Annotated in this window: 12 protein-coding genes; 8 read left to right on the top strand and 4 right to left on the bottom strand. The window is 52.3% G+C overall.

What is annotated here, in order from left to right; translation table 11 throughout:
- Nucleotides 1–121 precede the first annotated feature (121 nt).
- The 6 genes from apbC to JL661_RS12585 all read left to right on the top strand — a co-directional run bounded on the left by apbC (nucleotide 122) and on the right by JL661_RS12585 (nucleotide 6,656).
- Nucleotides 122–1,234, top strand: a complete 1,113-nt coding sequence (gene apbC / locus JL661_RS12610) for an iron-sulfur cluster carrier protein ApbC (RefSeq protein ID WP_004235745.1) — start codon at nucleotides 122–124, stop codon at nucleotides 1,232–1,234.
- A 271-nt stretch (nucleotides 1,235–1,505) separates the two neighbouring features.
- Nucleotides 1,506–2,150 carry a uridine kinase gene (gene udk, locus JL661_RS12605; RefSeq protein ID WP_004235746.1) on the top strand — a complete coding sequence of 215 codons (645 nt, stop codon included), beginning with the start codon at nucleotides 1,506–1,508 and terminating at the stop codon, nucleotides 2,148–2,150.
- A gap of 68 nt (nucleotides 2,151–2,218) precedes the next feature.
- Complete coding sequence (gene dcd / locus JL661_RS12600) at nucleotides 2,219–2,800, top strand: dCTP deaminase (protein WP_004235748.1); 582 nt, start codon at nucleotides 2,219–2,221, stop codon at nucleotides 2,798–2,800.
- A gap of 59 nt (nucleotides 2,801–2,859) precedes the next feature.
- Entirely contained in the window at nucleotides 2,860–4,722 is a 1,863-nt protein-coding gene (asmA, locus tag JL661_RS12595; RefSeq protein ID WP_062772284.1) for an outer membrane assembly protein AsmA, read from the top strand.
- A gap of 197 nt (nucleotides 4,723–4,919) precedes the next feature.
- Nucleotides 4,920–6,308 carry an anaerobic C4-dicarboxylate transporter DcuC gene (gene dcuC / locus JL661_RS12590; protein WP_062772287.1) on the top strand — a complete coding sequence of 463 codons (1,389 nt, stop codon included), beginning with the start codon at nucleotides 4,920–4,922 and terminating at the stop codon, nucleotides 6,306–6,308.
- A gap of 69 nt (nucleotides 6,309–6,377) precedes the next feature.
- Complete coding sequence (locus JL661_RS12585; RefSeq protein WP_062772290.1) at nucleotides 6,378–6,656, top strand: riboflavin synthase; 279 nt, start codon at nucleotides 6,378–6,380, stop codon at nucleotides 6,654–6,656.
- A 55-nt stretch (nucleotides 6,657–6,711) separates the two neighbouring features.
- Here JL661_RS12585 and JL661_RS12580 read toward each other — a convergent pair whose 3' ends face one another.
- The 3 genes from JL661_RS12580 to gndA form a co-directional block, all read right to left on the bottom strand.
- Nucleotides 6,712–6,900: a hypothetical protein gene (locus JL661_RS12580; RefSeq protein WP_029991050.1), complete on the bottom strand. Its 189-nt coding sequence runs from the start codon at nucleotides 6,898–6,900 to the stop codon at nucleotides 6,712–6,714.
- An 80-nt stretch (nucleotides 6,901–6,980) separates the two neighbouring features.
- Nucleotides 6,981–7,859, bottom strand: coding sequence for a rhomboid family intramembrane serine protease (locus JL661_RS12575; protein WP_004235753.1), 879 nt, complete (start codon nucleotides 7,857–7,859; stop codon nucleotides 6,981–6,983).
- Between the two features lie 116 nt (nucleotides 7,860–7,975).
- The gene (gndA, locus tag JL661_RS12570; protein ID WP_062772293.1) at nucleotides 7,976–9,388 is read right to left on the bottom strand and encodes an NADP-dependent phosphogluconate dehydrogenase; all 1,413 of its coding nucleotides are present in this window, start codon (nucleotides 9,386–9,388) and stop codon (nucleotides 7,976–7,978) included.
- A 237-nt stretch (nucleotides 9,389–9,625) separates the two neighbouring features.
- On the opposite strand from gndA, the gene JL661_RS12565 reads away from it, so the two are divergent.
- The gene (locus JL661_RS12565; RefSeq protein ID WP_004235759.1) at nucleotides 9,626–11,200 is read left to right on the top strand and encodes a TerC family protein; all 1,575 of its coding nucleotides are present in this window, start codon (nucleotides 9,626–9,628) and stop codon (nucleotides 11,198–11,200) included.
- A 138-nt stretch (nucleotides 11,201–11,338) separates the two neighbouring features.
- Here the strand turns inward: JL661_RS12565 and JL661_RS12560 are convergent, their stop codons facing one another.
- On the bottom strand, nucleotides 11,339–11,536 hold the full coding sequence (locus JL661_RS12560) for a hypothetical protein (protein WP_032098883.1): 198 nt from the start codon (nucleotides 11,534–11,536) through the stop codon (nucleotides 11,339–11,341).
- Nucleotides 11,537–11,649: 113 nt separating this feature from the next.
- On the opposite strand from JL661_RS12560, the gene JL661_RS12555 reads away from it, so the two are divergent.
- Nucleotides 11,650–13,287, top strand: coding sequence for a Na+/H+ antiporter (locus JL661_RS12555; protein WP_004241704.1), 1,638 nt, complete (start codon nucleotides 11,650–11,652; stop codon nucleotides 13,285–13,287).
- The last annotated feature ends 27 nt before the right edge of the window (nucleotides 13,288–13,314 follow it).

The raw sequence follows: 13,314 nt of genomic DNA, 5'->3' as shown, positions 1-13,314 counted from the left end.
TGATTGCAGGGGATTTGTTTTGTGCGGGTTTGCGCGGAATGACTAAATTAATCAGTTGGCTTCTGCTATCATTGAAGCCGATAGTTACAGGCAATAAAAACGATAAATTTAAGGAGCCGGGATGAATGCGAAATCCCCCGGGGAGATGAACCCTGAATTGCTGAACGACCAGGTCGCGCAGGTACTGGCGACATTTGAGCATCCGACACTCAAACGCAACCTGATTGCCATCAAAGCGCTGAATCACTGCGCAATGCTGGATGATGTGCTGCATGTTGAGCTGGTGATGCCGTTTGTCTGGAAGCGCCCGTTTGAAGCACTGATTGAAGCAAAAACCAAAGAATTACGCAAAGTGACCGGTGCGGCAGCGGTGGACTGGAAACTGCGTCATGATATCGCAACACTGCGCCGGGCCAACGATCTGCCGGGCATTAACGGTGTCCGCAATATCCTGGCGGTCAGCTCCGGCAAAGGCGGTGTGGGTAAATCCAGCACTGCGGTTAACCTCGCACTGGCACTGGCGGCAGAAGGGGCGAAAGTCGGTATCCTCGATGCGGATATTTACGGCCCGTCCATCCCGAACATGCTGGGCACCACCAAAGAGCGCCCGACCTCACCGGACGGCCAGCATATGGCCCCGATTATGGCTTACGGCCTGGCCTCCAACTCTATCGGTTATCTGGTGACAGATGATAACGCCATGGTCTGGCGCGGCCCGATGGCCAGTAAAGCCCTTATGCAGATGTTACAGGATACCCTGTGGCCGGATCTGGACTATCTGGTCATCGATATGCCGCCGGGCACCGGTGATATCCAGCTGACCCTCTCACAGAATATTCCGGTCACCGGAGCCGTGGTGGTAACCACGCCGCAGGATATCGCGCTGGTGGATGCCATGAAAGGTATCGTCATGTTCAAGAAAGTGAACGTGCCGGTTCTGGGGATTGTGGAGAACATGAGTGCGCACATCTGCAGTAACTGCGGCCATGTCGAGCCGATTTTCGGCACCGGCGGGGCGGAGAAACTGGCGGAACGCTATCACACCAAACTGCTGGGACAGGTGCCGCTGCATATTTCGCTGCGTGAAGACCTCGATCGCGGCCAGCCGACGGTGATGCGTGACCCGGATGGCGAGTTTGCGGATATCTACCGTGAGATCGCCGTAAATGTGACGGCAGAAATGTTCTGGGAAGGGGATAAAATCCCGACAGAGATCGCTTTCCGCGCAGTTTAAGCGGAATTTATTTCTGCTCCGGCACGTCCGGAAAGTCAAAAAGACCAGTGCAGTGATGTGCTGGTCTTTTTTTCGGGTGGCCATAAGAGCGGTTACCCCGAAATAATGAGGCCGGATGCCCGATTATGCTGGAATCTCACGCCGTTACTCCCTATAATTCAGCGCCGGGCGGACACGTTTTGTTACTCACGGCCGGATAAGCATTAAAAGAGGCCGCAGCAGACCGTTTCGGTTTTTTTCTCTCCTATTTTCAAACCGGGTTATTTCAATTATGGCTGACACAGCACAGCAGCAGTGCACTATCATCGGCATCACCGGCGCATCCGCGTCAGGAAAAAGTCTGATTGCCAACACGCTTTATCACGAGTTACGTGCTCAGGTGGGCGATCACAATATCGGTGTGATTCCGGAAGACTGCTACTATAAAGATCAGAGCGATGTGCCGATGGAAGAGCGCATCAAGGTCAACTATGACCATCCGGGCTCTATGGATCACGAATTGCTGTTACAGCATCTGAAAACACTGAAATCCGGTAAGTCGATTCAGTTACCGCAATATGATTACGCCGAGCATACCCGCAAACCGGAATCGGTTCTGTTCAGCCCGAAACGGGTGATTATTCTTGAGGGCATCCTGCTGCTGACAGACAAACGTCTGCGCGAGCAGATGGACTTCTCCATTTTCGTCGACACCCCGCTGGATATCTGCCTGATGCGCCGCATCCGCCGTGATGTGAATGAGCGCGGACGCACACTGGATTCGGTGATTGCACAGTACAATAAAACCGTCCGTCCGATGTACCTGCAATTTATTGAACCAACAAAACAATATGCTGATATCATAGTGCCGCGGGGCGGTAAAAACCGCGTGGCGATTGATATTCTGAAAGCCAAAATCAGTCAGTTCTGCGAGTAAGCCGCCGACAACGATTAATCCGCGTTTATCCGCCGGTGATAAACGCTGAGTTTTATAAGGATGATACCATGCGACTTTGTGACCGTGACATTATTCAGTGGCTTGATGACGGCAGACTGACCATCTCCCCGCGTCCGCCGGTTGAGCGGATCAACGGGGCGACCGCCGATGTCCGCCTCGGGCATCAGTTCCGGGTTTTCCGGGGCCATACCGCCGCGTATATTGATCTCAGCGGCCCGAAAGAAGAAGTGAATGCGGCGCTGGAAAATGTCATGAGTGATGAAATCACCCTGACTGAAGATGAAGTGTTCTACCTGCATCCGGGTGAACTGGCACTGGCAGTGACACTGGAATCTGTCACACTGCCGGATAACCTGGTCGGCTGGCTGGACGGGCGTTCATCACTGGCACGCCTCGGGCTGATGGTCCACGTGACCGCACACCGGATCGATCCGGGCTGGCACGGGCAAATCGTACTGGAATTTTACAACTCAGGTAAGTTACCCTTGGCACTGCGGCCGGGAATGGTGATCGGTGCCCTGAGTTTTGAGCCGTTATCCGGCTCCGCTGACCGGCCGTATAACCGCCGCAGCGATGCAAAATACAAAAATCAGCAGGGAGCTGTGGGCAGCCGTATCAGCGAAGATTAAACGGCGGACAGTACTGTCCGCCAGCGGGTTCAACAGAGAATGGGAAAGGAACAGGGATTATGAAACGATTTTTCACCACGCTGATTATTCTGCTTGTCGTGATAGCGGCGGGCCTCGCGGCCTTAATCCTGCTGGTGAACCCGAATGATTTCCGCGACTATATCGTTAACAAGGTGAAGGAAGACACCGGTTACGAGCTGGTGATGAAAGATGATATGCGCTGGCATGTCTGGCCGAAACTGAGCATCATCACCGGTAAAATGTCCCTGACTGCCCCCGATGCCGCCGAACCGGTGGTAACTGCCGAAAATATGCGCCTCGACGTTGAACTCTGGCCGCTGCTGTCCCATCAGTTATCGGTTCGTGAAGTGATGCTTGACGGCGCACTGCTGAAAATCCTGCCTGAAACCGAATCAAAAGAGAAGAAAAGCGCTCCTGTTGCGCCGGGTAATCAGAAAGCCCGCCCGGTGCCTGTCGAACAGGAAAACAAATGGTCGTTTGATGTTGACCGCATCCGTATCGCCAACAGCCTGCTGGTCTGGCAGACAGAAGACGGTTCGCAGATCAACATGCGCGATATTAACTTCTCTCTTGAGCGTAATACTCCTGAACGCTATGTGATAGCGCTGAACAGTAATATTCTGCGCAATCAGCAGGAGCTCTCTTTCAGCCTGAGTTCTGATATTGACCTCTCCCAGTACCCGGTGCAGGTCAGCGGCAATATTAACCGCCTGAATTACCGTCTGTCCGGTGCCGGTCTGTATGCCAACGGCATCAACGGCAACGGTACGACCACCTATACCTGGCACGAAGCGGTCGGCCAGGCACCGCAGTCCCTGATCCTGGAAAACCTGAAACTGAGCGCTAACGAAAGCCAGCTCAGCGGCACAGTGGAAGCGGCACTCGGTGAAACCCCGCGTTATGATATCCAACTGACCTCCTCAAAACTGAATCTGGATAATCTGCTCGGTTATGAGCGTGCCGTACATGCAGAAAACGGGGAAAAAACCCCGGTTGCCACCAAACCGGCGGTGGTTACCACCGGCAGTGATGCGGATAAATATGATCTGACCTTTATGAACCACTTCAATGCCACTCTGGCGCTGAATGTGGATTCCCTGATTTACCAGGGAATGGAAATCGGCCAGCTGACGGTGAAAGCAGAGAACCGGGGCAGCATCACGGAAATCTCCAAAATGACCGGCAACGTGTTCGGCGGCCGTTTCTCTCTGCCGATGACGATTTATTCCGAAAAAGTTCCGGCACAGCTGCGTATCAAACCGCTGTTACAGAATATTGATGTCAAACCGTTGCTGGCGGCGTTTAAAATGCCGGAAAAATTCACCGGACGCCTGAGTTTTGACGGCGATCTGCGTGGTACCGGTTATGACCAGGACGCGGTCTTAAACAACTGGCGCGGTGACGTGGCACTGACCATCACTGATGTTAAGCTGCTCGGCCTGAATATTCCGTATCTTATCCAGCAGTCGCTCTCCCAGGCGACAGATAAAGTGGCGCAGCCGGAATCGATGGATGCTATGACCGAAGCGAAAAAACTGGAAGCTATCGGTACCCTGAATAACGGTGAAGTAAAAATCAGTAAAATTCTGGCGGTATCCGATGCCTTTAATATCACCGGCAGCGGCCGGACGAACCTGGTGAAACAGAATATGGATGTGAACCTGGGGGTTCAGATCTTAAAAGGCTGGGGGAAAACCAATGACCTGGTGACCTGGCTGCAGTCTGTCCGTATTCCGGTGGTGCTGTTCGGTAACTGGGATAATATTCAGTATAAGTTCGAAGTGGAAAACCTGTTGCGTAATCAGATACAGCAACGGGTAAAACAGGCAGCCGGAGAGTTGCTGAATGAAAAAACCGGAAAGGAGCTCAAAGCTGTGGAATCCTTGCTTAACCGGTTATAAATTCGCGGACGATTTATACAAACAGAGCAGTGACGATAATTTATATTGTCACTGCTTTTTTAATGCCGGAGGCCGGAACACTTAAATGATACGGGTAATAACTAAGGTTCATTGACGCATATCATTTAATCTGTTCCCGGTTTTCGGCAGAGTGCATTAATCATTTTTATAAATAAAAATACCAGACAGGAGCAGAAATGTTAGATCTTCTTATTGGTGCTGTCGTCGCTGTCGGCGTCGGGCGCTATATTATTAAAGGGTATTCAGCCACAGGGGTGCTGATGGTCGGGGGCTTACTGCTTCTGATCATCAGTGTCATCATGGGGAAAAACATCCTGCCGTCCGCCGCCACCTCCACCGGCTGGGGACCGACAAACATTATTGAGTATGTGAAGTACCTGCTGATGAACCGCGGCGGCGACCTCGGTATGATGATCATGGTACTGTGCGGCTTTGCGGCTTATATGACTCATATCGGTGCCAACGACGTGGTCATCAAAATGGTCTCCAAACCGTTACAGGTCGTGAACTCTCCGTACCTGCTGATGATCGTGGCCTACTTTATTGCCTGTCTGATGTCTCTGGCGGTTTCCTCCGCCACCGGTCTCGGTGTGTTACTGATGGCAACCCTGTTCCCGGTGATGGTGAACGTGGGGATCAGCCGTGGTGCGGCGGCGGCTATCTGTGCCTCTCCGGCGGCAATTATCCTGGCACCGACCTCCGGCGATGTGGTAATTGCGGCAGAAGCATCTCAGATCCCGCTGAAAGAGTTTGCATTCAGCCTGACTCTGCCGATTTCTATCGTGGCGATTGTATCTATGGCGATTGCTCACTATTTCTGGCAGCGTTTCCTCGATCGCAAAGAAGATATCAAATCTGAGATCCTGGACGTCAAAGAAATCACCACCAATGCGCCGAAATTTTATGCCATTCTGCCGTTTATGCCGATCATCGGCGTACTGCTGTTTGATGGTAAGCCGTTCAGCATCGGTTTCCTGAGCCATATCGTGCTGCCTGAATTACACATCATCACGATTATTGTCGGCTGTATTATTCTGTCGGCCATCATTGAATTCCTCCGTGGTTTTGACGGCAAGAAAGTCTATGCCGGGCTGGATGTCTGCTACCGTGGTATGGCGGATGCCTTTGCCACCGTGGTTATGCTGCTGGTGGCGGCCGGTGTGTTTGCTCAGGGTCTGAGCACTGTCGGCTTTATCTCCGGTCTGATCAGCCTGGCGCAGTCTTTCGGTTCCGGCGCGATTATCATGATGATTGCTCTGGTGATTATTACCATGCTGGCGGCGATGACTACCGGTTCCGGTAATGCGCCGTTCTATGCGTTTGTGGAGCTGATCCCGCGCCTGGCACAGCAGATGGGTATCAACCCGGCGTACCTGGTGATCCCGATGTTACAGGCATCCAACCTCGGCCGTACCATGTCACCGGTTTCCGGTGTGGTGGTGGCGGTTGCCGGTATGGCGAAAATTTCACCGTTTGAAGTGGTGAAACGGACATCCGTTCCGGTGCTTGTCGGCCTGCTGGTGGTGATTGTCGCCACTGAGTTCCTGGTGCCGGTAACACTGTAAAACAACACGGGCCGCACCGGTTATCCGCTGCGGCTTTTTTGTATCAGTACGGAAAGTGTGAGGTTGGCTTTGGATAAGATTTTTACCGGTGTGGTGCAGGGCACGGCGCTGATTCTAAAAATTGAAGAAAACAATGATCATCTGATTCATATTGTGCAGTTTCCGGAGGAGTTGTTAACGGGGCTGGTGATTGGTGATTCCGTATCGTATAACGGCTGCTGCCTGACTGTCGCAGCGATTGATAACAGCCATGTCGGGTTTTATCTTTTCACCGATACCCTGCTGAAAACCGCGCTCGGGCGGCTGGCTGCGGGTGATAAGGTCAATATCGAAAGAGTGGCGGTCTGATGATATAAAAAAAACCCCGTATCTGACGGGGTTTTTGTTCTGTGAGGGGCGTTAATTACACACGGTTAAAGGCAAGAATACGGACTGAACGCAGGTCAGCCTGAGACTCGTCGGCAATTTTCTGAGTAGCTTGTTCTAATGCATCCCGGGGTGACACACCGGCTTCGGTTTCTGTGATCTGATGTCCCTGTAAAGTGTCTCCGTTACGGGCACGCACTTTGTACGATACAAACCAATAATCCATATCATCACCTGCTTCTGTCATTAATCGTTTAATCACCATAGCGGTTTACGTCACTGATTAATGTGACCGGAATCAATCATTTAATTGTTTTTCTGTCCGGACGGCAGCGCATCAGCCTGAGCCGCGATATCTTCCAGAATCGTTTCCCGTTCAAAGAGCAATTGTTGTTCACGGCTTGAAGAGCAGGTGAACAGAAGCAGGATAAGCAGACCGGTTGCGGCGGCGGAAATCAGCCATGAACGGCGATCCATTCTGCGGTTACGGACACCGGAGGCAGCGGAATACAGCCATCCCAGAACGGCACCGCAAATCAGCCCGCTGAAATGGGCCACATTATCCGTCACCGGCTCCTCATCATCCGGCACTGCACTGAGTACCGACAGTACGATCAGGACAATCATGGTGATCAGCAGATTTTTATAACGCAGGCTGTCCGCCACCGACACGGACGGATCTTTCCGGGCCCGGATAAGATACATCACGGTGGTACCGGCAAGCCCCATAATGGCGCCGGAGGCCCCGACACCGACAGTCACCGGAATGCCGGACAGCGGAGACATATCGTTCTGAGTGGCCTGCCAGAGCGCGCTGGCAAAGGATGCGGAAATACCGGTAAACAGATAGATAAACAGCATTCTCATTTTGCCGGTCAGCGCTTCACAGTTAATGCCGAACACCAGAAGGGCGATGAGATTGACGCCCAGATGAAACGGATCGGAATGAAGCAGGATGCTGGTTATATAGCGCCACCAGTCGCCGGTCAGTGATAACTGATACACACTGCCGCCCGCCAGCAGCATATTGTAGACCTGGTCTGCCAGCGGCGAAGCGTAATTCACCTGCCAGATATAAACGCCGGTATTGAGCAGGGCGAGGAAAAAGGTGAGCAGCATGGCTGAGAGCCGGTACTCCGGCCGTGAAGGCAGAACCACATCACCCCAGGGATTTATGTTATTCATTATTATTTTGCGGATAATTTGATTTGATTAAGTCTATTTGAGGGGCAGGCAGGCTGTAAACAGGAAAAAGCCGGGATAATTATCCCGGCTCTGACAAATGCGGATAGCGGCAGGAATTAATTATTTTCCAGCCATTCGGTGTGGAACACGCCGTCTTTATCAGTACGTTTATAAGTATGTGCACCGAAATAGTCACGCTGTGCCTGGATCAGGTTCGCCGGCAGTACCGCGCTGCGGTAGCTGTCATAATAGGCGATAGCGGCAGAGAAGGTCGGTGTCGGGATACCGTGCTGAACACCGTAGCAGACCACATCACGCAGTGCCTGCTGATATTCATCGGCAATCTGTGTGAAGTAAGGGGCCAGCAGCAGGTTAGCCAGTGCCGGGTTTTCCGCATATGCGTCAGTGATTTTCTGCAGGAACTGGGCACGGATGATACAACCGGCGCGGAAGATTTTCGCGATTTCGCCGTAGTTCAGATCCCAGTTGTACTCATCAGAGGCAACGCGCAGCTGTGAGAAGCCCTGAGCATAAGAGACAATTTTACCCAGATACAGGGCGCGGCGGACTTTTTCAATAAACTCTGCTTTATCACCGCTGAACACAGCTGCTTTCGGTCCTTTCAGTACTTTGGAAGCCGCAACGCGCTGGTCTTTCAGAAACGAGATATAACGGGCAAATACGGATTCGGTGATCAGTGTCAGCGGCACGCCGAGGTCGAGCGCGCTCTGGCTGGTCCATTTACCGGTACCTTTGTTAGCGGCTTCATCGAGGATCACATCCACCAGATAGTTGCCGTCTTCATCTTTCTTGCGGAAGATATCTTTTGTGATATCAATCAGGTAGCTGCTCAGTTCGCCGTTGTTCCACTCACTGAAGACGGAAGCCAGTTCATCATTGCTGATGCCGAGGGCATTTTTCAGGACGGAGTAAGCTTCCGCAATCAGCTGCATATCGCCGTATTCGATACCGTTGTGAACCATTTTGACGTAATGACCGGCACCGTCAGCACCGATATAGGTCACACACGGCTCGCCTTCGGCCTGTGCCGCGATCTGTTTCAGGATCGGGGCAACCAGTTCGTAAGCTTCTTTTTGTCCGCCCGGCATAATGGACGGCCCTTTCAGTGCGCCTTCCTCACCACCGGAAACGCCGGTGCCGATAAAGTTAAAGCCCTGTTCGGACAGCTCTTTGTTACGGCGGATGGTGTCCTGAAAGAAGGTGTTACCGCCGTCGATCAGAATGTCGCCTTTATCGAGATGCGGAGTGAGGGACGCGATGGTTTTGTCGGTGGCTTCACCGGCTTTGACCATCAGCAGGATACGGCGGGGTTTTTCCAGGGAGTCAACAAACTCTTCAATGCTGTAGCTGGGAACCAGTTTTTTTCCCGGGTTTTCAGCAATCACTTCATCGGTTTTATCTGAAGAGCGGTTAAAAACAGAAACAGAATAACCGCGGCTTTCAATATTCAGTGCGAGGTTACGGCCCATAACGGCCATACCGACAACACCAATTTGTTGTTTGGACATGAAGACTCCTTCAGGAATTGACCCGTGACTAACGACGATTTCGTTAGCTGACTGTTAATTTCGTCACAGTTTAACGCATGTAAAGGCTGCGTGGTAGCGATTGATGCAAACGGTCTCGTCATAGCGCACAACAGGAACAGCGGCAAAGTACGGAATTTTTTATTGCTATTTGGCCGCACAATCCGCATTATTCCGGATGCAGCATAAACTGTGTGAATAAAAGGTAAAACTAACCGTATGGAATGGATCGCTGATCCGTCGATTTGGGCCGGCCTGGCCACATTAATCGTACTCGAAATTGTTCTTGGTATTGATAACCTTGTTTTCATTGCCATTCTTGCCGATAAACTTCCTCCTGCACTGCGTGACAAAGCCCGTATAACCGGTCTGCTGTGTGCGCTGGTCATGCGTATTATTCTGCTGTTCAGCCTCTCCTGGCTTATCACGCTGACCAAACCGATGTTTACGATGTTCGGCCATCCGTTCAGTGCGCGTGACTTAATTATGCTGATCGGGGGTCTGTTCCTGCTGTTCAAAGCCACAATGGAGCTGAACGAACGGCTGGAAGGCGGTGAGCATAACGACGGGCAGCAGCGGAAAACCTCAAAATTCTGGGCGGTGGTGGCACAGATTATTGTGCTGGACGCCGTCTTCTCGCTGGACTCCGTGATCACGGCAGTCGGGATGGTGGACCACATCGGTGTGATGGTCACGGCGGTGATTATTGCCATGCTGCTGATGATCTGGGGCAGCCGTCCGCTGACCCGCTTTGTCAATGAGCACCCGACCATTGTTATCCTGTGTCTCAGCTTCCTGCTGATGATCGGTTTCAGCCTGGTGGCGGAAGGGTTCGGCTATCACATTCCGAAAGGTTACCTCTACGCGGCGATCGGTTTCTCCATCATGATTGAGATGCTCAACCAGGTGGCAATGTTTAACCGCCGTAAATTCCTGCGCGGGAGAAACTCTCTGCGCCAGCGCACGGCGGAAGCGGTACTGCGTATTCTGAGCGGCAAGCGCGAATCTTCAGAGCTGGATAACCGCACGGCGGATCTGATTTCGGATAATCAGGAAATTTTTGACCCGGAAGAGCGGCAGATGATTGTCCGCGTGCTGGGGCTGTCGCAGCGTAACGTCAACAGTATTATGACCTCGCGTCATGATGTGGAGATGCTGCGGATTGATGCGACCAGTGATGAAATTGCGGCACTGCTGATTAAAAATCCGCACACCCGCGTGGTGATCAAAGGCTCGGCGGATGATGATGAACTGCTGGGTGTGGTGCATGTGATTGACCTGCTGCATCAGCGTTTACAACAGGATACGCTGGATCTGCATGCGCTGATCAAACAGCCGCTGGTCTTCCCTGAACAGCTGTCATTACTGAAAGCGCTGGAGCAGTTCCGTCAGGCGCAGACACACTTTGCCTTTGTGGCCGATGAGTTCGGGTATGTCGAAGGGGTGGTGACACTGACAGATGTGATGGAAACCATTGCCGGTAATCTGCCGGTCAGCGGTGTTGAGAATGATGCCCGCCATGACATTCAGTTTACGGATGATAACAGCTGGATCACCAACGGCTTTATGCCGCTGGAGGATTTAATCAACTATATTCCGCTGACACTCGATGAAAAACGCGAGTATGAAACGGTGGCCGGTCTGCTGATGGAGCATTTGCAGCGTCTGCCGAAAGTCGGTGAGCAGATTAACATTGATGGCTGCCTGTTTGAGCCGCTGGAAATTCAGAATCACCGTATTAACCGTGTGAAAATCACACTGCCGGAGAATCCGGAAGACCGTGATGATTACTAAGGGTTAAAACAATAACGCCGCCGGAGACGGCGGCGTTATTCTCATTTCTGTGCAGGTTATTCAACCGGGGCACATTCAAAATCACTGAAGATTTTCTGGCTGTTTTTGGCGCGGGGTTTAAATTTTCCGGCTGGTTTGTTAGTTACAGGTAATAATCACGCGATCACCGGATCCGTTACTGATGCAGTATTCAGTAAATCCCCGGGCAGCGCCCATTGACCAGGTATCAGGGACTGCATAAGCAGAGCAGGCGGTAATCACACCGGCCAGTAGTATTTTTTCATTTAAGATATCTGTCAGGGTGGCCGGTAACGGGGTATTCAGATTTTGACACACAATAATTTTACAATTACTGATTTATCTGCTTTATTTTTATCTTTAATTGTATACCCTGCAATTCCTGAATTATGGTTATGTATCAGATTTCCTGAGGGATAAAAAAACCGCCTATGTCTGTTGTGACACTGATCCTTATTTTTCTGCTGGCTGTGATTGCCAGTGTGTTTATCTCCCGTCTGCTGGGGGACAAAATTCCGCTGCCTTTTATTCAGATTGCCATTGGCGCGGGGTTATCACTCTTCGGTTTTGATGTTGCGTTTGAGCCGCATCTGTTCCTGTTCCTCTTTATTCCGCCGTTGCTGTTTCTGGATGGCTGGCGGATCCCGAAAGAAGCGCTGTTCAGTGATATCAAACCGATTTTCTCGCTGGCCATCGGTCTGGTGTTTTTCACCGTTGTCGGCATGGGGCTGTTTATCCACTGGCTGATCCCGGCGGTTTCTCTTGCGGTTGCTTTTGCACTGGCGGCGATTTTGTCACCGACAGACCCGGTGTCTGTGGCGGCAATGACGGTCAATGCGCCGCTGCCGTCCCGTATGGCTCATATTCTGGAAGGGGAATCCCTCTTTAATGATGCCAGCGGCCTGGTGTGCTTCAGTTTTGCGGTAGGTGCGGCACTGACCGGGACGTTTTCTCTGCCGTCGGCTGCCGGGAAGTTTATGGTGGTGGCGCTGGGCGGGATTATGGTTGGCCTGCTGATTGCCATGTTTATCGGGAAAGTGAACCAGTTCCTGGTGCAGCGCACCGGGGAAGACCCGGCGATTCAGATTATGATCAGCCTGCTGATCCCGTTTGTCTCTTATCTGGCGGCAGAGCACCTGGGTGTGTCCGGGATCCTGGCCGCAGTGGCGGCCGGTATCGCCATGCACTATGAGCGCATTGTCGGCCGTATGCAGTCTGCCACCCGCATGCAGAGCAAGGCGGTCTGGGACACCGTGCAGGTCGCGCTGAACGGGATGATCTTTATTCTGCTGGGTGAACAGTTACCGGGAATGTGGCGCTCAGTGCCGCAGGTGGCGGCGGATGCCGGGGCTTCCGCGCCGTGGGTACTGCTGCTGTACGTGGTGATTATCACCTTTGGCCTGGCGGTGCTGCGTTTTGCCTGGGTATGGATTGCCATGACACTGACGGTTTTCCGCCAGCGCCGCAAAGGTAAGCAGTCTGATATGCCGCATCTGCGCCTGATGGCGATTATGGCAACCGCCGGTGTGCGCGGGGCGATTACCCTCGCCGGTATCCTGACACTGCCGATGCTGATGAATGACGGTTCACCGTTTCCGCACCGGGATCTGGCTATCTTCCTCGCCATGGGGGTAATTCTGTTTTCACTGGTGATTGCAGCAGTTGCACTGCCGGTGCTGACCAGAGGGCTGAATACGGACTTACCGCATGATAATGAAGAGCTGAATGCCCGTTTCACCCTGAATGAAGCCGCAATGAGCAATCTGCGTGTGCAGATGGCGGAGCCGCTGGAAGATATTGATGAAATGACACTGCGCACAGAAGTGGGGACTCATTTGCTGGAGATCTACGGCCGTCATCTTGACAGTAACAGTGATGACCAGACTGCCGGATTTGACTGGCATAATGTGATCCGCATGGAACGGCGGATGTCACTGACAGCGCTTCAGGCGGAGCGGGATGCCCTCAAACAGCTGCGTAAGAGTAAGAATATCAGTGAGCACACTTACACCCGGCTGGTGCAGGAACTGGATCTGAAAGAAGAGGCGCTGAAACTGGCGCTGCACTGACAGTAACAGAATAAAAATCAAAGACCC

Origin of the sequence: Morganella morganii (genome assembly GCF_019243775.1) — a bacterium.
In the GTDB taxonomy this organism is placed as follows: Bacteria; Pseudomonadota; Gammaproteobacteria; order Enterobacterales; family Enterobacteriaceae; genus Morganella; species Morganella morganii.
The sequence above is the reverse complement of the archived record's forward strand: the minus strand, read 5'-3'. Positions and strand labels throughout refer to the sequence as shown.